This window comes from Clostridium tyrobutyricum, from assembly GCF_019144085.1.
In the GTDB taxonomy this organism is placed as follows: Bacteria; Bacillota; Clostridia; order Clostridiales; family Clostridiaceae; genus Clostridium_B; species Clostridium_B tyrobutyricum_A.
In genome coordinates this window covers 1-23,762 of sequence record NZ_JAHHUY010000013.1, presented here as the reverse complement: position 1 = coordinate 23,762, position 23,762 = coordinate 1, and the positions used below count along the sequence as shown (strand labels likewise).

The 23,762-nt window shown below is 31.6% G+C and carries 19 protein-coding genes and 1 other annotated feature; all 19 genes read left to right on the top strand.

Going from position 1 to position 23,762, the window contains the following annotated elements; genetic code table 11:
* Positions 1–4: 4 nt before the first annotated feature.
* Entirely contained in the window at positions 5–1,105 is a 1,101-nt protein-coding gene (locus tag KM800_RS07570) for a GerAB/ArcD/ProY family transporter (RefSeq protein WP_217812544.1), read from the top strand.
* Entirely contained in the window at positions 1,098–2,366 is a 1,269-nt protein-coding gene (locus KM800_RS07565) for a Ger(x)C family spore germination protein (RefSeq protein WP_217812543.1), read from the top strand. Before KM800_RS07570 ends, KM800_RS07565 begins: the two co-directional genes overlap by 8 nt.
* Complete coding sequence (locus KM800_RS07560) at positions 2,363–2,530, top strand: hypothetical protein (RefSeq protein ID WP_217812542.1); 168 nt, start codon at positions 2,363–2,365, stop codon at positions 2,528–2,530. The genes KM800_RS07565 and KM800_RS07560 overlap by 4 nt, the downstream gene beginning before the upstream one ends.
* An 81-nt stretch (positions 2,531–2,611) precedes the next feature.
* A complete protein-coding gene (locus KM800_RS07555; protein WP_217812541.1) occupies positions 2,612–4,534 on the top strand; it encodes an NAD(+) synthase in 1,923 nt (640 codons plus the stop codon).
* 63 nt (positions 4,535–4,597) lie between these two features.
* Positions 4,598–4,656 (top strand) — a sequence feature (sodium ion sensor (DUF1646 type); this cis-regulatory element may regulate processes involved in with the transportation of sodium ions).
* Positions 4,657–4,704: 48 nt separating this feature from the next.
* Entirely contained in the window at positions 4,705–5,865 is a 1,161-nt protein-coding gene (locus KM800_RS07550) for a cation:proton antiporter (RefSeq protein WP_217812540.1), read from the top strand.
* 101 nt (positions 5,866–5,966) lie between these two features.
* On the top strand, positions 5,967–6,398 hold the full coding sequence (locus tag KM800_RS07545; protein ID WP_217812539.1) for an NfeD family protein: 432 nt from the start codon (positions 5,967–5,969) through the stop codon (positions 6,396–6,398).
* A gap of 12 nt (positions 6,399–6,410) precedes the next feature.
* Entirely contained in the window at positions 6,411–7,376 is a 966-nt protein-coding gene (locus KM800_RS07540; protein ID WP_217812538.1) for an SPFH domain-containing protein, read from the top strand.
* Positions 7,377–7,555: 179 nt separating this feature from the next.
* Positions 7,556–8,011 carry a MarR family winged helix-turn-helix transcriptional regulator gene (locus tag KM800_RS07535; RefSeq protein WP_217812537.1) on the top strand — a complete coding sequence of 152 codons (456 nt, stop codon included), beginning with the start codon at positions 7,556–7,558 and terminating at the stop codon, positions 8,009–8,011.
* Between the two features lie 8 nt (positions 8,012–8,019).
* Complete coding sequence (locus KM800_RS07530) at positions 8,020–10,245, top strand: ABC transporter ATP-binding protein (protein WP_217812536.1); 2,226 nt, start codon at positions 8,020–8,022, stop codon at positions 10,243–10,245.
* Positions 10,242–12,071: an ABC transporter ATP-binding protein gene (locus tag KM800_RS07525; protein ID WP_217812535.1), complete on the top strand. Its 1,830-nt coding sequence runs from the start codon at positions 10,242–10,244 to the stop codon at positions 12,069–12,071. Before KM800_RS07530 ends, KM800_RS07525 begins: the two co-directional genes overlap by 4 nt.
* Positions 12,072–12,273: 202 nt before the next feature.
* A complete protein-coding gene (locus KM800_RS07520; protein WP_217812534.1) occupies positions 12,274–12,960 on the top strand; it encodes a response regulator transcription factor in 687 nt (228 codons plus the stop codon).
* Between the two features lies 1 nt (position 12,961).
* Positions 12,962–14,359, top strand: coding sequence for a sensor histidine kinase (locus KM800_RS07515; protein ID WP_217812533.1), 1,398 nt, complete (start codon positions 12,962–12,964; stop codon positions 14,357–14,359).
* Positions 14,360–14,381: 22 nt separating this feature from the next.
* Positions 14,382–15,815 carry a hypothetical protein gene (locus KM800_RS07510; protein ID WP_419195461.1) on the top strand — a complete coding sequence of 478 codons (1,434 nt, stop codon included), beginning with the start codon at positions 14,382–14,384 and terminating at the stop codon, positions 15,813–15,815.
* A 218-nt stretch (positions 15,816–16,033) separates the two neighbouring features.
* Positions 16,034–17,263, top strand: coding sequence for an ammonium transporter (locus KM800_RS07505; RefSeq protein WP_254906490.1), 1,230 nt, complete (start codon positions 16,034–16,036; stop codon positions 17,261–17,263).
* A gap of 83 nt (positions 17,264–17,346) precedes the next feature.
* Positions 17,347–17,715: a P-II family nitrogen regulator gene (locus KM800_RS07500; RefSeq protein ID WP_017750430.1), complete on the top strand. Its 369-nt coding sequence runs from the start codon at positions 17,347–17,349 to the stop codon at positions 17,713–17,715.
* A 123-nt stretch (positions 17,716–17,838) separates the two neighbouring features.
* The gene (locus KM800_RS07495; RefSeq protein WP_217812531.1) at positions 17,839–18,693 is read left to right on the top strand and encodes a polysaccharide deacetylase family protein; all 855 of its coding nucleotides are present in this window, start codon (positions 17,839–17,841) and stop codon (positions 18,691–18,693) included.
* 131 nt (positions 18,694–18,824) lie between these two features.
* Positions 18,825–22,265 (top strand): helicase-exonuclease AddAB subunit AddB, encoded by a 3,441-nt coding sequence (addB, locus tag KM800_RS07490; RefSeq protein ID WP_217812530.1) that lies wholly within the window; start codon positions 18,825–18,827, stop codon positions 22,263–22,265.
* A 28-nt stretch (positions 22,266–22,293) separates the two neighbouring features.
* Entirely contained in the window at positions 22,294–22,953 is a 660-nt protein-coding gene (locus KM800_RS07485; protein WP_217812529.1) for an MgtC/SapB family protein, read from the top strand.
* 22 nt (positions 22,954–22,975) lie between these two features.
* Positions 22,976–23,731, top strand: a complete 756-nt coding sequence (gene surE, locus KM800_RS07480) for a 5'/3'-nucleotidase SurE (RefSeq protein ID WP_217812528.1) — start codon at positions 22,976–22,978, stop codon at positions 23,729–23,731.
* Positions 23,732–23,762 lie beyond the last annotated feature (31 nt).

Sequence of the window (23,762 nt, the reverse complement as noted above, 5' to 3'; positions counted from 1 at the left end):
TTATATGATTAGAGAAGGAAACATGGGATTATTTGAAACCCTAAGTATTATTATGATCCTTATAACAAACAAAATGTGCTATTCATCTACTTCTATATTAATATATAAGGTTGGTACAGCTGCATGGTATGGTACAATTATATCCTGTATTATAAGCATTTTATTTTTCTTAGTCATATGCTCGTTTATGAAAAAATTTCCCGGACATAATTTATTGAGTATATTTGAAATAGTACTTGGAAAATTTTTTGGAAAAATCGTATCGCTGATTTTTTCAATATATTTTTTATTATATTCAGCTTATAATTTAAGAGAATTTGTAGATATGCTTCAAAGTTATGTTTTTCCAAAAGCTCCAAATACTATTTTAATTATAAGTATACTTATTACAGCAGTTATAATTATACACTTTGGATTAGAATGTATTGGAAGAATAAGTTTAACTATTATCTTACCTGTAGTACTGGGATTAATTTGTATGTTTTTACTTGCTTATCCCAATTATTATTTTGGTAATATATATCCATTTTGGGGATACGGAATATTTAATACATTGAAATTTGGATTTCTAAGAAGTTCAGCTTATAGTGAGGTAATAGCAGTTCTTTTTATGATAAATTCTATTCATGGTTTAAAGGAGGCAAAAAAGGCAGGTATTATATCATTGATATTTGCCGGTACACTGGTTAGCATTTCAACTATTTGTCATTTAATGGCATTTAATTACTTAGAAGGTGGAGAAAACATATCAGGTATATATGAATTGCTAAGAATAATATATATCAATAGATTTGTTGAGAGGGTGGAATCCATATTTTTGCTCATAATTATCATACCTACTATAATGAATATAACCATATCCATGTATATATCTATCAGTACATACTGCCATGTATTTACTATAAAAAATATCAATCCACTTGTAATTCCATTTACTATATTATGCTTCATATGTGCTATATTTCCTAAAAATTTTGCAGAACTTTTGGAAAACTATCTTATATTTATAAAACAATATAGTTTAATATTAAATTATCTTATTCCTATATTCATTTTTATAATTTCCGTCGTATTCAGAAGGGGAGAAAAAAAATCAAATGCATAAAAAAATTTGTTTTATTATATTATCTATATTTATTGCAGGTATTGTTCTAACTGGGTGCTATGATTCTATAGAAATAGATGACCAGGTTTATCCAATACTGATTGGAATTGATAAAGGTATAAATAATAAAATTATTGTAACTGTACAATATCCAACATATCGCAGTGGAGAAAACAATAATAATCAAGTACAGGGAGCTGGAAATATAAATTCAATAGAAGCCCCAAGTATTATAGAAGCTTGTGAAATGCTTAATACTGAAGTTTCCAGAAAGATTACACTTCAACATGTAAAGGCATTTGTATTTTCAGAAAACGTTGCGGCTATGGGTATAGGCCAGTATATTTCAGCAATTAAAAGATACAGAGAAGTCAGAAGCACTGTAAATATAATAGTTTCAAGAGGAAGGGCTGAAGATTTTATAAAAAACAATAAATCCGTTATAGGGCCTAGTATTTCAAAAATGACAGAGCTTCAATTATCTCAAGCTAATCGTATAAGTTATTTCTCCGAAGGGTCATTTTTTAAATTTTACAAGGAAATGCTTTCAACATATCAACAGCCAGTAGCAGCATATGCATCAGTAAACGATCTGCATAATGCCAAAAATGAGTCCAATCAAACTGGTATGGATAATTTAATGCCGGGGAAAGGCTTTAAACCTGGGGACATTCCAATAAAAAGCAGGGCTGGAAGACAACTTGGTGGTGCTGCAATATTTGATGGAGATAAAATGGTTGGATATTTGGATACTTATGAGACTAGATATTATCTTATGGTAAAAGGCGAATTTAAGACTGGTATTGTAACTATTGATGATCCAAGACAATCAGGATATCCTGTTGTAATATATCTAAAATTAATAAAAGCTCCTAAAGTAAATACTGTATTTAAGGATGGAAAACCAGTAATAAATGTAAATATAAAAATAGAAGCTGATATTGAAGGAATACAGAGTAGAATAAATTATGAAAAATTAAGGAATATAGGTGATTTGGAAAATAAAATTAAACAATTTGTACTTCAGGGAATGCTTAATACTATAAAAAAGACTCAAACTCAATATAATACTGATATTTTTGGATTTGGAAAATCAGCCGCCAAAAATTTCAAAACTATTCAGGAATGGGAAGATTATAACTGGCTTAAGCATTACAAGGAAGCAAAGATAAATGTAAATCTTGATTTGAATATTAAGAGAATGGGTACTAAGTTAGGTTCTGCAGATAAATGGGGTTCAAAAGGAAGGATTAAACGATGAAATATATAACTTCATTTTTAATTTTATGTTTATGCTATTACACCATAAGTTATGGAGTATTTTTGAAAAAAAAACAAAATAACAGACTCGGTGCTTTTGGAGCATACCTTCTTGCTATATTCACAGCAGTAGTTTCAATTTCTGTTGTGTTTACAAGATTTTAAATAAACAATTTCATATTTGTAAATAATTCTTTATAATAGAGTATATAGATTAATTTAATAACAATACTTAGGAGGAATTTTATGTGCTCGATGGGTTTCATAAAAGTATCAGCTGCATGTCCTGTAACCAATGTAGCTGATGTAGAGTTTAATGTGAAAAATATAAAATATTGTGTGGATAAATCCCTGGATGAACATTCAAAACTTGTAGTTTTTCCTGAATTATGCATAACTTCCTATACTTGTGGAGATTTGTTTTTGCAAGGAGTGCTTTTGAAGAAATCTGAAAATGCACTTGAAGATATATGTAGATATTCTATAGACAAGGATATTTTAATTGCAGTTGGATCACCTCTTGTTTTTAATTCCTGTGTGTATAACTGTGCTTATATAATATTTGACGGCAAAATATTGGGGATTGTACCTAAAAGTTATATACCTAATTATGAGGAATTTTATGAAAGAAGATGGTTTACTTCTGGTATTAATATTGTAGATGAAAAAGTGGATTTAAATTTTCAAAAAAACATACCATTTGGAATAAATATTATATTTAACAGCGGTGATTTTAAATTTGGGTTTGAAATATGTGAAGATCTGTGGAGCGTGGTTCCACCAAGCAGTTATTTGAGCCTTGCAGGTGCTAATATTATCGGCAATCTTTCTGCATCAAATGAAATAGTAAGCAAGTCGGATTATAGAAAGAGTTTAGTAGAATCTCAAAGTGCAAGGTGCATGTCTTCCTATATATATGCTTCATCTGGTGTGTATGAATCATCTACGGATCTGGTATTTAGCGGTGATATGATAATTTCTGAAAATGGCAATCTTCTAAAATACAACAATAGATTCAAAAGAGAAAACGAAATTATAACATCCATTATTGACATCGAAAGATTGAATATGCAGAGATTGAAAAATATAAGTTTTAGGGATGGAACGAATATTGTACCATGGAAAGCTCAATATATTGAATTTAACTTCAAAAATCTGGAGTATGGAAAATTTGACAAAACAGTTCCAAAGTATCCCTTTGTACCTTCAGATGAAAATCAGAGAGAAGTACGATGTAGGGAAATATTCAATATACAAACTGCGGCACTGGCAAAAAGAATTGAACATACGGAACTCAAAAAAGCAGTTATAGGCATTTCAGGAGGATTGGACTCTACACTGGCACTTCTGGTTGTCGTGAAGACATTTGACATGCTTGATATTTCCAGGAAAGACATAATAACCGTTACACTCCCTGGATTTGGAACTACGGATAGAACTTACAATAATGCGGTGGATTTATGTAAGAAACTTCATACGGATTTTAGAGAGATAAATATTGTGGATGCATGTTTGCAGCATTTTAAAGATATAGGACATGATAAATCCAAACATGATGTAACTTATGAAAATGTTCAGGCACGGGAAAGAACGCAGATACTTATGGATATTGCAAATAAAGAGGGGGGACTTTCCATAGGAACAGGTGATCTTTCCGAACTGGCTCTTGGTTGGTGTACATATAACGGGGATCATATGTCAATGTATGGGGTAAATTGTTCCGTACCAAAGACTCTGGTAAGATATTTGGTAAGATATGTAGCTCAGAAAGAGTCATCTGATTATATATCAGCAATATTAATGGACATACTTGATACACCTGTAAGTCCTGAATTGCTTCCCAAGGACAATAATGGCAAGATAGCTCAAAAAACCGAGGATATAGTTGGACCTTATGAACTTCATGACTTTTTTCTATATTATTTTGCAAGAAATAGTTTTTCACCGGAAAAATTATTATTTTTAGCACAATATGCTTTTGATGATACTTACGATAAAGAGACTATAAAAAAGTGGCTCAAACTATTTATAAGAAGATTTTTTACCCAACAATTTAAAAGATCTGCTATTCCAGATGGCCCTAAAGTAGGTACAGTAAGTCTGTCTCCAAGAGGAGACTGGAGAATGCCTTCAGATTCAAGTTTTAACTTGTGGATAAATGATCTATAAAAACTTGTGGTATTGATAATAATATGATATGATTAATTACAATTAAATATGAAATTTGCTTTCGGTTGAACAAATAATTTTATTTGATTTCAAGAGTAGCATGGCTTTTGGGGTGGAAAGTCCTTTTTGGACTTTCCACCTCTCTTTTTTATTAACTTAGGAGGGAGAATATGGAGAAAACTTTATTGAGTATTGTGTTAATTCTTATGTTTACAAAGATAGGAGGTATAATCAGCAAAAAACTAAAAATGCCGGAAGTTTTGGGAGCCTTAATAGCTGGTGTCCTACTTGGACCTATGGTATTGAATCTAGTCCAATACAACAATGATATAAAATTGCTTTCAAATCTTGGGGTGATTATGCTTATGTTTCTCGCAGGTTTGGAAACTAATGTTGAGGAGTTTAAAAAGGCCGGATTGTCTTCGTTTATTATTGCAGTATTCGGAATAATTGTCCCACTTGCCTTGGGAACACTAAGTGCATATATATTTTTTAATAATTTTTGGGAAAATATATTTGTCGGGGTTATTTTAACTGCTACGAGTGTAAGTATTACTGTAGAAACTCTTAAGGAACTTGGAAAACTAAATACAAGATCAGGAATTAATATCCTTGGAGCGGCAGTAATAGATGATATTTTAGGACTTATACTTATATCCATAGTTCTTGCATTATCTCAGGCTTCTGGTTCTTCATCAGGATTTGAAATACTTCCAATTATATTTGTGTTTATAAAGATAATTTTATTTTGTGCCTTTTCAGTATTAGCCGTAATATATCTGCCAAAACACATAAATAAGTTAATAGGATCTGCAAGATCTAATATAACATTATTTACATTTTCATTGGCGTTTGCTATGTTGATAGCATTTATAGCTGAAAATTTGGGGATAGCAGCTATAACTGGTGCATATATAGCAGGACTTGTACTTTCTTCACTTCAATGCAAAAAATATTTAGAAAAGAATGTACGACCAATTTCCTCAGGATTTTTATCACTTGTATTTTTTGCAAGTGTTGGTATTGAAGCTAATCTAAAAAGATTAAACAAAGAAGTTATATTAATTACTTTAGTTATGTTTATTATTGCTGTATTTGGAAAGTTAATAGGATGTGGAGGGGCTGCCAGACTTCTTAAAATGAGTAAAAGGGAATCCCTACAGATAGGTAGTGGCATGATTTCAAGAGGTGAGGTTGCTATAATTACTGCCAATATAGGATTGCAAAAAGGTATAATATCAGAGGAAATATTTATTCCTACATTGATAGTTGTAATATTGACAACAATTGTAACACCCGTTTTGCTTAAAATAGCATTTTCTAATAAATAAAATTATGTTTAATAATATAATGAATTGGTGTAATATATTAATATAGGAGATTTATATTAATATGCAAAATATAAGTTTTGTATTAGTGAGGAGTGAATAAAATGTCACCCAATTTAATTTTATGGATTGTAATTGGAATTGCCGCTTTATTTTTGGACATACTAACAAGTGCGTTTCTCTTTGTATGGTTTACAGTTGGTGCAGTTTGTGCAATTATATCAGATGCCTTGGGATATTCTGTTGCAGTTCAATTTATCGTTTTCATAATTGTGAGTATAGTATTGGTACTAGCCTGCTATCCAATTATAAAGAAAAATGTAAAAAACAAGATAAAGCCTACAGCTCTTAGAGAAGAAACTTATAAAGGCAGAGAAATAATTGTAGATGCTGAAATGCAGGAAAACAATGCAGTAAAATTGGATGGAGTTTTATGGAAGATTGAAGATGCTGGTATAAAACTTCAAGAAGGCCAAAAATTCAAAATCTTAGGAATGAATGGAAACAAGGTAATAATAAAAAAATTAGAGAGTTAGGAGATGATTTATATGATAGGCACTATTGTTTTAATAATTATAATTGTACTTGTATTAATTGCTGTTGTATCTTCTATAAAAGTTGTTAATACAGGATATGTAAGTTTAATAGAAAGGTTTGGACAATATCATAGAACACTTCAGCCTGGATGGCATTTTATAATTCCATTTATTGATTTTTTAAGAAGAAAAGTTTCTACAAAGCAGCAAATTCTTGATATTGAACCTCAATCAGTTATAACAAAGGATAATGTAAGGATATCCATAGACAATGTAATTTTCTATAAAATATTGAATTCCAAGGAAGCTATATACAATATAGAGGATTATAGGGCAGGTATAATATTTTCAACTATAACCAATATGAGAAATATAGTAGGAGATATGAGTTTGGATGAGGTATTGTCTGGAAGAGACAAGATAAACGGAGAACTTTTAAAAGTAGTAGATGATATAACAGATGCTTATGGTATAAAAATATTGTCTGTTGAAATCAAGAATATAATTCCTCCAGCTGAAATACAACAGGCAATGGAGAAGCAGATGAGAGCCGAGAGAGACAAGAGAGCTGTCATACTTCAGGCTGAAGGCCAGAAGCAGAGTGAAATAGCAAAAGCAGAGGGTATGAAACAGGCAAAAATACTTCAAGCTGAAGCTGAAAAGGAAGCTAATATAAGAAGAGCGGAAGGTCTTAGACAATCTCAAGTCTTAGAAGCAGAAGGTAAAGCTGTTGCAATTGAAGAGGTTGCAAAAGCAGATGCAAAGGCTATAAACCTTGTCAACAGGTCTATAATTGATTCTGGAACAGATGAAAAGGTAATTGCATTAAAGCAGATAGAAGCACTTAAAGAAATGGCAAAGAATCCTGCCAACAAACTCATACTTCCAAATGAGTCCATATCATCTCTTGGAAATATGGCTGCTATTGCAGATATACTCCAGCAGGATAAGTCTTCCAAAGGAGTTCCTAAAAAATAGAATACAATAAATAAGGAATGTCTTCATGAGGCATTCCTTATTTATTTTTTATTCATATTTATTTAATAAAAAAATACTTGACTAAAAAGTAGTGAAGGATTAAAATATATTTTGCATACGAAATATATGCGTATGAAATATTAGCATGTAAAATGTTTTCATAGGAAAGGAGAGGTGAAATGGATGCAAATATAAATCGGGTGAAAGACACATTGTCTTTATTTAGAGTGTTTAAAAAAGTTATGGATAATATTCATAAGAATATGGAAGAACATTTTAAAGAATTTAATTTAACTGGACCACAGATAATGCTGATTATGATTTTATTTCATAATGGAAAGATGAAAATAAGTGATTTAAGTTCCAAAATGAGTTTATCTAATAGTACTGTGTCCGGAATTGTTGATAGGTTGGAAAAACAGGATTATGTACAGAGAATTAGAAGTAAGGATGATAGAAGAGTTGTTTATGTTGAAGTAACTTCTAAATTAAAGAAAGTTGGCAAAGCCAAAAGAGATAGAATCGAGAAGTCCGTTCAATTTATAATTAGCAGTGCAACTCCTGAAGAAATGGATGTAATAAAAAAAGGATTGCTAACACTTGAAAAGGTAATAGATAGAAAAAATAAGGAGTGAATGACATAATGCTTAAATTGATAAAGCATCTTAAACCATTTATTGCATCAATCATATGTGCAATAATTTTACTTTTTGTACAGGCAGGAAGTGATTTGGCACTACCTGATTACGTGTCTAACATAGTTAATGTTGGAATACAGCAGGGTGGCATTGAAAACTCAGTTCCACAGGCAATTAGATCAAGTGAAATGAATAAACTTACACTGTTTGTAAATAAAAATGACAAAGTTGAAATTATGAAAAACTATAAATTGATAGATAAATCATCTTCAGATTATAATGAATATGTTAAAAAGTATCCTAAATTAAAAGATGAGCCTATATATGCTTTAAAAAATATTGACAAATCTGAAACTGACAAAATAAACCCTATAATTGGAAAGGCCTTTCTTTCAGTGTCTGGCGTTGATAACCTGAAAAGTACTGCGAAAAATGGATTCATTAATTTTAATGGGCAAAAGATACCTGCAAATACTGATTTATTTGCAATGTTTTCAAAATTACCAGAACCTGAGCGTGCAAAAATAAGTTCATATATGAGTGAAAAATTTACTTCTATGGGAGATAGTATGATTGTTCAGGCAGCTGCAAGTTCAGTCAAATCTGAATATGCTTCTTTGGGTATGAATACGGATAAAATACAAAATAAGTATATTATCCATACAGGTATAATTATGCTTCTCATATCTTTGCTCAGTGCAGCCTGTACAATAATAGTGGGATTTATTGCTGCAAGAGTTGCTGCTGGTGTATCACGGAATCTGCGTAGAAATATATTTACGAAAGTTGAAAGCTTTTCAAGTAAAGAATTTGATGAATTTTCAACAGCTTCATTGATAACTCGAACTACCAATGATATAACTCAGATACAACAAGTCCTATTTCTTTCCATAAGGCTTATTATATATGCTCCTATTTTAGGAATTGGAGGAGTTATAAAAGCTGTTGGCAAAAGTCCATCCATGACATGGATTATAGCATTGGGAGTCATAGTGCTTTTAGGGTTTATTATAACCGTGTTTGCAATTGCATTTCCTAAATTTAAACTCATTCAGAAGATGCTGGATAAGTTAAACCTTATTACACGTGAAAATCTTTCAGGAATGATGGTAATAAGAGCATTTAATACACAGAAATTTGAGGAGAAGAGATTTGATAATGCCAATAAAGAGTTAACAGATACCAACCTTTTTGTAAATCGTGTAATGTCAATTATGTTTCCAGCTATGATGTTTATAATGAATGGAATTACAGTGTTGATAGTTTGGGTAGGATCCCATCAGATTGCAAATTCAAATATGCAGGTTGGAGATATGATGGCATTTATGCAATATGCAATGCAGATTATGTTTGCATTCCTCATGATGTCGTTTATGTTTATCATGATACCTAGAGCATCTGCATCAGCACAGAGAATTGATGAAGTGTTGAAAACTAAATTATCTATTTTAGATCCTAAAAAACCTAAGAAACTTGATGGTGATGTAAAAGGTTTAGTGGAATTTAGGAATGTCTCTTTTAAGTATGATGGAGCAGAGGAATATGCATTAAAAGATATAGATTTCAAAGCACTTCCAGGCCAGACAACAGCCTTTATTGGCTCAACGGGTTCAGGTAAGTCTGCTCTTATTAATTTAATTCCACGTTTTTATGATGTAACTGATGGACAAATACTTATAGATGGAATGGATATAAGAGATATTACCCAGCATGATCTCAGAAATCTAATAGGTTATGTACCACAAAAAGGATCACTTTTTCAAGGTACTATTGAATCAAATTTAAAATATGCAGATGAAAATATAAATAAGGAAGATATGGAAAGGGCAATAAAAATTGCACAGGCTGAAGAATTTATTAATGAAAAGCCAGACAGGCTTGAAAGTGAAATTTCTCAAGGAGGATCAAATGTTTCAGGAGGACAGAAACAGAGATTATCAATTGCTCGTGCTTTAGTAAAAAAGGCGAAAATATATATTTTTGATGATAGTTTTTCTGCTCTTGATTTTAAAACAGATTCAAAACTTAGAAAGGCACTTAGTTCTGAAATACAATCAAGTACTATTTTTATAGTTGGGCAGCGTATCTCCACTATTAAAAATGCGGAACAAATAATAGTACTCGATGAAGGCAGAGTGGTTGGGATGGGAAACCATGAAGAACTTATGGAAATATGTCCAACTTATAGAGAAATTGCATTATCACAGATGTCTGAGGAGGAATTGGCGTGAGTGAAAATAGAAAAAGTAAAGTAGGATCTTCTGCAGCTGTAGGAAATGTAGGTAAAAAAGCTCGTAATTTCAAACCTACTATGAAAAAGCTTATTTCTTATCTAAGTGATTATAAATTATCACTTGTTATTGTATTGATATTTGCTGTTGTAAGTACCATATTTTCTATAGTAGGGCCTAAAATACTTGGCCATGCTACTACAAAGTTGTTTAAAGGTGTAATGGCAAAAATATCAGGAACTGGAAATATAGATTTTAATTATATAGGAAAGATAATTTTATTACTTGTTGTGTTGTATGTAATAAGTGCATTGTTTGGATATATTCAGGGATGGATTATGTCTGGAATATCCATGAAGGTAACCTATAAGTTTAGAAAAGATATTTCTGAGAAAATTAACCGTATGCCTTTAGGATATTTTGATAGAACAAATCATGGAGAAGTATTGTCACGTGTTACAAATGATGTTGATACTTTAAGTCAAACCCTAAATCAGAGCTTAGGTCAGATTATTACATCAGTTACAATGGTTATAGGTGTACTTGCTATGATGTTTAGTATAAGTTGGCAGATGACACTTGTGGCACTTTGCGTAATCCCCGTATCCATAGGCCTTATAACTGTTATTGTCAAGTACTCTCAAAAGTACTTCAAACAGCAGCAGGATTATTTGGGACATTTAAATGGACATGTTGAGGAAATGTATGGCGGTCATATTGTAATGAAGGCTTTCAATGGTGAAGAAAAAAGTGTTCATAAATTTAATAAAATGAATGGACAGTTGTTTGGTTCGGCCTGGAAATCACAATTTTTATCAGGAATAATGATGCCTATGATAAATTTTGTAGGTAATCTTGGCTATGTAGGAATATGTATACTTGGAGGATGGCTTGCAGTAAAGCGAACTATTGAAGTTGGTGACATTCAGGCATTTATACAATATGTTCGTTCATTTACGCAGCCTATTTCACAAATAGCCAATATTTCAAACATACTTCAACAGACTGCGGCTTCAGCGGAACGTATATTTGAATTTTTGGAAGAAGAAGAGGAAATTCCAGAAGTCAGCAATCCTGTAAAGCTTCAAAATGTAAATGGAAGTGTGGAGTTTAAAAATGTTCATTTTGGATATAATACAGATAAAATCATAATAAATGATTTTTCGGCATCTATTAAACCAGGACAGAGAATTGCAATTGTTGGACCAACTGGAGCAGGCAAGACAACTATAATTAAACTACTTATGCGTTTTTATGATATAAATGATGGATCAATACTTATAGATGGTCATGATATAAGAGATTTTACTAGAGGAGATTTGCGTTCTATATTTGGAATGGTTCTTCAGGATACATGGCTTTATAATGGAAGCATAAAGGAAAATATAAGATATGGACGACTTGATGCGGCTGATGAGGAAGTAGTTCAAGCTGCAAAAGCGGCACATGTAGATGGATTTGTTCGTACACTTCCTGCTGGATACAACATGATATTGAACGAAGAAGCATCCAATGTGTCTCAAGGACAAAAACAACTGTTAACTATTGCGAGGGCTATACTTGCAAATCCTAAAATACTTATTCTTGATGAAGCAACAAGTTCAGTAGATACTCGTACAGAGTTAAAAATTCAGAAAGCTATGAACAATCTTATGAAGGACAGAACAAGCTTTATAATAGCACATCGTTTATCTACTATTCGTGATGCCGACTTGATACTTGTTATGGATCATGGTGATATTGTTGAACAGGGAAATCATGAAGAACTGCTCAAGAAAAATGGAATATATGCAAATCTTTATAACAGCCAATTTGAAGTTGCATAGTTAATAATAAAGAATCAGAAATAACTTTTAGTTAATCTGGTTCTTTTTTAATGTGTTTTTATAAGATATTGCCATTATAGAGTTACTATAAACATATATTTGTATAAATATGAGTATATGAATTGAATATTAAAAAATGTTATAATTATTAGCAATGAAAGAAATTCGATTGTTTATAACAGGAATAAGGAGAGTATTAATTATGAAGAAGAAAGTTCTTATAGTAGAAGATGAAGGATCTATTAGAGGATTCCTGAAAATAAATTTTAAGAGAAACAACTTTATTGTCATTGAAGCAGAATCTGGAGAGAGAGCCATAGAAAAGGCCAGGGTAGATAAACCTATAATAACTATTCTGGATATAATGCTTCCAGGAATAGATGGTTTTAAAACCTGTGAGATTTTACGGCGTGAATTTCCCCAAATGGGCATAATAATATTGACGGCGAGAAGTCAGGATATGGATAAAATAATGGGATTGGAATTTGGTGCCGACGATTATATGATAAAACCATTTAATCCACTGGAATTAATAGCTAGAGTAAATTCCCTTTTGAGAAGGATAGGCAGTCAGGAAAATAGAAGTGATTTAATTGTATTGGGAAATTATAAAATAGATGATAGAGCCATGAAAGCCTACAAAGATGATGCGGAAATAGATTTGACACCAAAAGAGTACATGCTTATGAAAATATTTATGAATAATCCTGGAAAAGCCCTTAGTCGTAATGAACTTTTGAATTTAGTATGGGGTTATGATTATATTGGGGATACTAAAATAGTGGACGTAAATATAAGACGGCTTCGAGAGAAAGTAGAGGAGGAGTCGTCACATCCTAAAACTATTGAAACTGTATGGGGTGTAGGATATAGATGGAGAAAGAATTAATATGTTGAATAATGGTATAAAACAGAGAATGATAGGAAGTTATCTTATTATAATTGTCATGACTGTATTTGTGCTTGAGACATTTTTAATAATGTCTATAAGCAGGTATTATTATATAAATATGGAAAATATGGTAAAAAATCAAATCAAAGTCTCTGTAGATTTTTATAATAGTTATTTATCATCATCCAGTTTAAAAAAGAACATAATGGATAATGCAGATATATTCTGGAAAAATACTTCTGCAGAAGTTCAGATAATAAGTCCGTCTGGAAAAATGCTTATGGATTCCATAGGAAATTATATACCTGGAACAATGGAGGGTGATGACATAGATGAGGCATTAAAGGGAGATGTGGGCTCTTCAATAGAAACAGATAAAAATACTGGAGAAAAATTACTATGTGTATCCAGCCCTCTTAAAACATCCGGAAATACAGAAGGTATTATAAGATTTGTAACTTCTCTGTCAGGTGTAAATCATATAATAAAGAAGATAGCAGTTATGTTGATACTTATAGGATTTATTGTAATATTGATAACTGGTATTATAAGTATTGCCATATCCAATACTATAACCAAACCTATAAGGCAGTTAACAGATATGGCAAACAAGATAGCAAAAGGAAGATTCAATGAGAGAGTGAAAAAAGAAAGAGATGATGAGATAGGAACTCTTTTAGATACATTGAATTTTATGGCAGATAAAATACTGCAGAATGAAAAATTGAAAAATGAGTTTATAGCATCCGTATCACATGAACTTAGAACACCTTTAACATCTATAAAAGGCTGGGCAACCACTATGCGCACAGGAAATCTGGATGATAAAGAGGAAATAATGGATGGTCTTGAAATAATAGAAAAAGAAAGTGACAGGTTGACTAAGATGGTGGAGGAACTTTTGGACTTTTCAAAATTCATATCTGGAAAGATAACTTTGAACAGGGACTATATAGATATAAAAAGCACTATAAAATATATGTATAAACAGCTATCACTTAGAGCAAAACGTCAAAAACTTAATTTTAAAGTAAAAGTTCAGCATAGTATACCTCCTATTCTGTTAGATGAAAACAGAATAAAACAAGTTTTGACAAACCTTCTTGATAATTCTTTTAAATTCACACCTCAAGATGGAATTGTGGAATTGTCAGTTAAAACGGAATACAATAACCTTATTATAATTGTAAAAGACAATGGCATTGGTATACCCAAAGATGAACTTCCAAGAGTCACTGAAAAATTTTTCAAGGGAAAAACTGATAAATCCAGTAATGGAATAGGACTTTCTATATGCAGGGAAATAGTTGAACTACATAATGGAAAGCTTTATGTAGACAGTGAATATAAAAAAGGTACACAGGTAAAAGTTTCTATACCTATAGATGAGGATTAATATATAAGAGAGAATGGAAAAGGTGGTCTTATTGAAAAAGATAAATATCTTAGTGGCAATTTTGGTAGTAATTTTGATTCTAGTAGTTTATAAAAATATAAATTCTTCATTAAATCCTCATATAGCACTTAGAAAAACTATAGATCTACCTATTAAAGGAACTTGGACTGCAAGCAGGTATTTAGTTATAGGGGATTCAGATGTGTCTCAAGATGAAATAAGTAAAAGTATAAATAAAAAGATAAGCTTTAATGGAAATGAAGTTAAATACTATAATTTAATTTGTAAAGATCCTGAATTTAAAGTAAAAGTGGTAGACAGTGAAAAGTATTTTAAAAAAAATTTTAAAGTTGAGCCTGATCTATTGGGCATAGATGAAAAACAAGTAAAAGTAATTACTGTATCTTCACATAATAATTTTTTTGACGATTTCATACAGATTAATAACGATGTAATTATGAAGTTCAGTGATGGACTAGCGCTTTTCTTTACAAGGGATGGCAGTTCAAATAATAAAACGGTACTGAATAACATAAGAGGCAAGGATTTTAGAGTAGAGGTGCCGAAAAACCAAAGAGATATTACCTCCAAATCTGGATTATTGCTGGGGCTTAAAAGCAAAAATTTATATACAGGAGGGTATGATTATAGAACTCTCTGGATAAGTAGTTCTTATAATCAAATACATCATATTGAACAGAGAAAAAACATAATTGTTCCAAGGAAAAGTGGCTTTTGGGAAATTGGTGTAAATAAAAAGTATGATGAAAATGATGAGAGAGATATAATCTGGGGTTCACCCCTTATTAAGGACAATTCTAAATCGAATAAGTCAAATGTTGTAGTGAGGGATATTGAGAATACAAGCAGTGAAATAATGTTTGTAGGAAATGAATATATTTCATTGGATAATTCAGAAGTGAAAAATAGATATTTTAGTGTTCTTCCAATAGACAACTTAGATGGAAACAAAGTTGATTTTTCCAAGGCATTTGATAAAAGATCCGGGGAGATGCTAAAGTTAAGTGCCGAAGTATACATTAAAAGAATTGGAAAATCAGGAAGAAATATTACTTTGAATAATATTGGAACTAATTGGGGTGTGGCCAGGAGAAGCGGTAGATGGATACTTAGAGGCAGGATAAGCTGTGGGGATTTTGATATTGTATATGCTGAACCTAATAAAGAAATTGCAACCTATGATGATTTATACCCAGGTTTTGATGTTATAAAAAATAAGGTTCCAGATGTATTGGATGCTTATACATCTCCAAATAGGGACTTTATTGTAATATTAACTGAGAATAATATAAAAGTATTTTCTTTAAATAATAGAGGTATTGGAAAACTTCAGACTGTTTTTAAACTGAAAAATGGAGAAACTTCAGTTATGGCACAGTGGGCTATGGGAAATTATATAGATAACTGGGATAAGCTATTTAAAAATAAAAAGTAGAGCAAAAAGAATTATGAAAGTCAACAACATTAAATTACAAATAAAAACATTCAAAAATTAAAAAAATGATATAGTTTTCATAAAACTATTGATAAATTCCTCAAAAATGTGTATTATATAAATAAGTTTTCTAAAGTAAACAAAAAAACACTTAAATAAACAAAACTTTAGAAAACGCATTAGTTTATATTTACATTTTTATAAGGGAGGTATTTTTAATGAGCGCAATAAGCGGAGTAGATACAGTATTTGTAATTATTTGTGCAGCACTAGTAATGATAATGACACCAGGATTGGCATTATTTTATTCAGGAATGGTCAGGGGAAAAAATACATTAAACACTACTCTTCACAGCTATTCAGCATTAGCAATAATATCTATCCAATGGATACTCATAGGATATACGTTGAGTTTTGGAACAGATATTGGAGGATTTATTGGGGGATTTAATTTTGCAGGACTAAAAGGTGTAGGATTTTTACCAAATGGAGATTATTCAGCTACTATACCTCAGCAAGTATTTATGCTGTTTCAAATGATGTTTGCAATAATAACACCAGCACTTATATCAGGAGCTATTGCAGAGAGAATGAAGTTTATCCCATGGATAGTTTTCATTATACTTTGGACAACTTTTGTTTATGATCCTCTTGCTCACTGGGTATGGGGAGCAGGTGGTTGGATTAAAAATCTTGGAGCACTTGACTTTGCAGGTGGAGATGTAGTTCACATAAGTTCCGGTGTATCTGCACTTGTTGTAGCACTTGTACTTGGAAAACGAAAAAATATAGGCAAGCCTAGCAATCTTCCATTAACTTGTTTAGGAGCTGCATTACTATGGTTTGGATGGTATGGATTTAATGCAGGAAGTGCACTTGGGGTAAATGATATAGCTGTAAATGCATTTATAACTACCAATACAGCAGCGGCTGCTTCAGCTATAGCTTGGAGTGCAAGTGAATATATATATAGAAAGAAAATAACTTCACTTGGAGTTGCAAGTGGAATAGTTGCAGGGCTTGTAGCTATAACACCGGGAGCAGGATTTGTAAGCCCATTGGCTTCAATACTTATTGGATTTATAGGTGGAATTATATGTTATTCATCAGTTACATTTATGAAAGCAAAGTTAGGATACGATGATGCACTAGATGCCTTTGGATGCCATGGCGTTGGAGGAATCTGGGGAGGAATTGCTACAGGAATATTTGCATGGAAGGCTATAAATTCAGGAGGTGCAAATGGATTAATACATGGAAATCCTAAATTGGTTTTAATTCAGATAGCAGCTATTTTAGCAACGATTGCATATTCTGCAGTAGTTACATTTATAATAATCAAGATAATTAAAGCAGTAAGTGGTATAAGAGTATCAGAAATTGATGAACAGACAGGTTTGGATGTTACTCAGCATAGTGAAGAAGCTTACGGAGGAATGAACGGCTAAAAATATTTTTTACTTGGATTAAATTTTATATAACTGCATAATATATTATATATTGAATATGTTTATTTGAGGAGGAAAATCAAATGGCTGAAAAGTTTACTAAGATAGACATTATTACTTCACAGGGTAAATTTGAGGAATTGAAAAATGCTCTAGGTGATATTGGAATAACAGGTATGACTGTAACAAATGTATTAGGCTGCGGAATGCAAAAAGGTCACAAGGAATATTATCGTGGAGTGACTATGGATATAAACTTACTCCCTAAAGTTAAAGTTGAAGTTGTAGTTTGTGAAATACCTGTAGAAACTGTTGTAGAAACAGCTAAGAAGATATTGTATTCAGGGAATATGGGAGATGGTAAAATATTTATATATAATGTGGAGAACATTATAAGAATAAGCAGTGGTGACGAAGGCAAGGCAGCTCTCCAATACAAAAAAGAATCTTAAAAAAGTGTAACTAAATTGTAACTAAATTGTAACCCTTTGTTGTAGGTTTGTACATTTTGATAGAGTTTATTGTGATAAAATGGATATATAATGTACAAGCACAAGGGGGAACAAACATATATTATGAAGAAAAAAAGAAGAAAGCATAGCTTTATATTTACTATTGGTTTGTTATTTGTTGTATTGTTTTGTATGTCATCTTTTGCAGGAGTTAAACTGGCGGAATACAATAATACTGCGGATAATAAAGAGATAGCGGCAAGTAAGGATGCTCCTGATAAAGCTCAGGGGAAACATAACAATAACAAAAGTGGACAAAGTAATGTTGTAAAGAAGACTGATTTACCAAAATTATCACCAGATGCTAAAATAGCATATTTAACTTTTGATGATGGACCGAGTGCCAATAATACTCCAAAAATATTGGATATATTGAAGGAGAATAATATTAAAGCTACTTTTTTTGTAATAGGAAGTATGGTTAAACAAAATCCTGAAATGTTAAAGCGTGAAAAAGCAGAAGGACATACTATTGGAAATCATACTTATTCCCATGATTATGGATATTTGTATTCAAGCCAGGATAATTTTTTAAATGATTTAAAGAAAAATGAAAATATAATAGCTTCGGTAATAGGAGACCATGATAAAAAGCTTATAAGATTTCCAGGTGGATCTTTTAATAGATTATCTTATCAGAAGGCAGCAGAAAATTCAGGATATAAATATATAGATTGGAATGAAGAAACTGGTGATGGTGAATATCAGCATCCACAGGTAGATGTCTTAGTAAATAATTTTAAAAAATATGATGTGGGACAAAAAAGAATGGTTATACTGATGCATGATGCATCAACTAAACAGGCTACAGTGGAAGCACTTCCTATAGTAATTAAGATATTAAAGAATCAGGGATATCAATTTAGACCTATAACTACAGATGATTATGAAGTAATGAAAAAATTATTTAATAATTAAAATTTTAACATATATTAAATAAAGCCTTGCATATTTGCAGGGCTTTATTTAATATATGTATATATAATGTAAAATTAGTAATTGCAATCTGTATATCGAATAATTTTGAATTGAATAGAGGTGGTGTTTCCATGAGTATAAAATTCATATATGGCAAATCGGGAAGTGGAAAAAGCCATTATTGTCTTCAAAGTATAAAGAAAAGGATCGAATATAATTCTACTAATTCTCTTATACTTTTGGTACCAGAGCAGTTTTCATTTCAATCAGAAAAAAATTTAATAGAATTTGCAGGTGGGAGCTCAATACTTAAGGCACAAGTATTGAGTTTCAGAAGAATGGCAGATCATGTTCTAGATGAAGTAGGCGGAGGTATAAACAGACATATAAATGATTCAGGAAAGAATATTCTCATATATAAGATAATAGAAGAAAATAAAGAGAATCTTAAGGTATTCAAAAAAACTTCTCGAAATCAGGGCTTGGTATCAAATATGTCCAATACTATAAAGGAACTGAAAAAATATAATATAACTGCGGATATATTGAGAGAAAGTTTAGATGGAATAGAAAATGTTAGTTTAAGAAGTAAAATGGAAGATATAATAGTAATACTTTCAGAATTTCAGGATAGATTGAGCAGTGCATATATAGATGAAGAGGATATGTTGAGCATGCTTGCTGAAAAATTGGATGAATCCAAAATGTTTTCTGGAGCAGAAGTATGGGTAGATGAATTCTCAAGTTTTACACCCCAAGAGTATAGAATCTTAGAAAAGATTATGAGAAAGTCCAGTAAAGTCAATTTCACATTGTGTATGGATTTCAATGAGATTGCAGGCACAGATCTTTTCCTTCCTACCGAACTTACAGAAAAAAAGCTTCTTGAATTGTGTGAAAAAAATAATATATCTTATGAAAAACCAGTTGTGCTAAATAGCAGTCCATGTTATAAATTCAAAGACAACAAAGAACTTCAACATTTAGAGCATTATTTATTTTCTTATCCTTATGTTGAATATAAATATAATACCAATAATATAAATATACTTAAGGCATTGAACAAGTATACGGAAGTAAGCAACACTGCCAGTGATATAATTAGAATATGCAGGGACAAAAAGTTTAGATTTAAGGATGTTGCAGTAGTAACTGGCGATCTTGATGGATATGAAAGTATAGTAAAGGCGGTATTTAATCAGTACAACATACCCTACTTTATAGATAAGAGAAGAAGTATTGACAGTAATCCAATTATAGTTCTAATAATTTCTGTTGTAGAAATAATATCAAAAAACTGGTCTTATGAATCTGTGTTTAGATACTTGAAAACCGGGCTTATTGATATAGAACTGTCGGATATAGATATACTTGAAAACTATATTCTCCAAAATGGAATAAAGGGCTCTGTGTGGCTTAGGGAGGAGCCATGGCAATTCAAAACCATATATAGTATAAATGAAGATAAAGAGAATTCTTCCATGGAAGAGTTTATGGAAAAAATAAATTCAATAAGAGATAGGGTAAGAGAACCCATTATAAGACTGTCACAGTCAATCAAGGGAAGAAAAAATGGAGAGGATAAGTGCAGAGGGCTCTATGAATTTTTATGTGATATTAAAATACCGGAAAAAGTTGAAAATATTATAGGAAAATTTCAGCAGGAATCCAAACTTGATACAGCAAATGAATACAGCCAGATATGGGATATAGTTGTGGATACACTTGATCAAATAGTAGATACAATAGGGAAGGACAGCTTTAGTTTGAATACATTTGCACAGGTCTTGACTTCAGGATTTAAAGAGTATGAAATAGGTGTAATACCACCTGCACTTGACCAAGTTTTGGTTGGAAATGTAACAAGAATTAGAAGTCATGATGTTAGAGCACTTTATATAATAGGTGTTAATGATGGAGTTTTTCCATCTCCAATACCATCAAATGGGGTAATTACAGATGCAGACAGAGAAGAATTAAAAGAGAGAGGTATAGAGATTGCTGAAAACGCAAGGACTAAAGCTTTTGAAGAACAATTTTTGCTGTATACAACTTTAACTATAATGGATAGATATCTTAGGCTTAGTTATTCCATGGGTGATGATAATGGAAAGACCAAAAGACCTTCTATTATAATTTCCAGAATAAAAAAATTATTTCCATATCTAATAGAACAAAGCGATGTAATGGATCAGGAAATATTTAATGACATAAACAATATAAGTGTGCCAGATGCCACCTTTAACGGACTTATAGAAAGCATTACCAAACATACTTCAAGCGAAAAATTAGAAAATTCTATTTGGATGGATGTATACAGGTGGTACAGCACTAATGAAAATTGGCATGAAAAATTAAATAATGTATTGCAGGGATTTTATTATACAAATGAAGTTGAAATTGCAGATACATCAAAGGTTAGAAAACTCTATGGAAGACATATGAACATGAGTGTGTCAAAACTTGAGCAGTTTGTACAGTGTCCTTTTGCATATTTTGTACAATATGGATTGAAGGCCAAACAGAGAAAAATATATAACCTGAGTCCTCCTGATCTTGGAAGTTTTATGCACAGCATGATTGAGATATTTTCCAAGAAATTGAGGGAAGAAAATTTAACCTGGAGGGATATAGATAAAAAATGGTGCAGCGAAAAAGTATCTGAAATTATCAAGACTACTTTGGATAACAGAAGCGAATCCATATTAAATAGTTCAAGTAGATACAGACATGTTACAAGAAGAATAAATAGGGTGATTACAAGAGCAGTATGGCTTATAACAGAACATATAAAGAAGAGTAAATTTAATCCTGCAGGTTATGAAGTATCGTTTGGAAATTCTGGAGATTTTCCTCCGATTTCTGTACAGCTGCATTCAGGAGAAGATATTGAACTTGTAGGAAGAGTTGATAGAATAGACATGATGGAAAAGGATGGAATAAACTATCTTAGGGTAATAGATTATAAATCAGGGGTAAAAGAATTCAATATTTCGGATTTATACTATGGACTTCAAATACAACTTCTGGTATATTTGGATGTAATACTGGAAGAACTTGAACCTAAAATGAATAAGGCAGCTATTCCAGGCGGCATATTATACTTTAAACTGGATGATCCTATAGTAAATGGAAAAGGCAATATTACCTATAATGAAATAGAAAAGAACATAATGAAGAGTCTCAGGATGAATGGATTGCTTTTAGATGATTCGGATATAATAAAAGATATGGATAATGAGATAAGTGGACCATCCAATATAATACCTGCCTCTTTAAAAAAGGATGGAAATATTTCTTCCGGTAAATCCTCTGTTGCGACTATGAACCAATTTAGCATGCTTAGAAAATATGTTAGAAAGCTTATGTCAGAACTGTGTGAAAGAATACTTGAAGGTGATATAGAAGTATGTCCTTATAAAGACAATGTGAGAAAAGGATGTGATTTCTGTCTCTATTCATCAATATGTCAATTTGATACTTTAATCAAGGGAAGTAGATATAATAATTTTGAGAAAAAAAGTGCAGTGGAAATATGGAAGGAAATAGAACAATCAGTTGATAAGTGTTAACTGTTAATTGACCAAAGGGGGAGATATAATGGATCAATGGGAATTGATGCTAAGGTTGCTGATTTCAGGAATATTAGGATCTTTAATAGGCTTTGAAAGAAGAAGCCATTATAAAGAAGCTGGATTAAGAACTCACTTTGTAGTTGCACTTGGAAGCGCTCTTATTATGATAGTTTCAAAATATGGATTCATGGATTTAATAAATACCAAATCTGTTTCATTGGATCCAAGCAGGGTTGCAGCACAGGTAGTAAGTGGAATAGGTTTTCTTGGAGCAGGTACAATAATAGTAGAACATCAAAATGTCAGAGGGCTTACTACTGCTGCAGGATTGTGGGCTACGGCAGGAATAGGTATTGCAATCGGTGCAGGAATGTATATACCGGGAGTAAGTGCTACTGCATTGATACTTATAGGACTTGAAATATTCAATAAAATGCAGAAGTCCGTTATGTACTCAACAGGTATAGCGGATGTATCAGTTGATGGTATCAATCCTGTACTTGATGTACTTAAAAATTCAAAAGTAAGGGTGTCAAACATACAAGTAAATAGAAATCATAAAGTCAATAATGTCTCAGAAGTTAGAATTATATTCAGATTATATACTAGAGAACAGGACGAGGTAAAGCAGATAATGGTAAATCTTTTAAGAACAGAGCATGTTAGAAATGTAAATATTGAATAATTGATAGCATCGGAGGTAAAATATGAAATTATTATTAACTAATGACGATGGAATAAATGCTGAAGGCATCCATACGTTGGCTAGACACCTTGAAGCTGATAATGAAATAATAATTGCAGCACCTAGTGAACAAAGAAGTGCAAGCAGTCATTCTATCACAGTCAGAAGAGGAATTGAAGTTAAGGAACAAAAGATAGATGGGCTGAAGTCTAAAGCCTATAGTATAGATGGTACACCTGCAGATTGTGTGAGAATTGCAGTAGATAAACTTGTGGATGGAAAAGTGGATATGGTTATATCCGGTATAAATGAGGGATATAATATAGGTATAGATGTAGTCTATTCTGGCACAGTATCTGCTGCAATTGAAGCTGCAATATGTAAAATACCATCTATGGCAGTTTCAATGGATACCAGGAATCAGGATTATGATTATAGCATCGCTGCAGATTATGCAAACAAGGTTTTGAATATAGCTGGACAGAAGTATTTGAAAGATGATGTTGTGTTGAATTTAAACATACCAAATGTAAAAAGAGAAGAAATCAAAGGTATGAAAGTATGTAGAACTGGTTTTAAAATGTACGATGACTTTTTTATAGAAAAAGAGGATGAAAATAATAATAAAGGTTTTTATCAGAAAGGGAAACTTACTGGTTATGATATAGAAGGAACTGATCTATACTACGTAAAAAGAGGATTTGTAACTTTAACTCCACTTCATTATGATTTAACCAACTATGAAATATTAAATAAAGTGAAAAATATATTTGAATAAAAAAGTGGGGGGCTGTCGCACTAAAAAATTA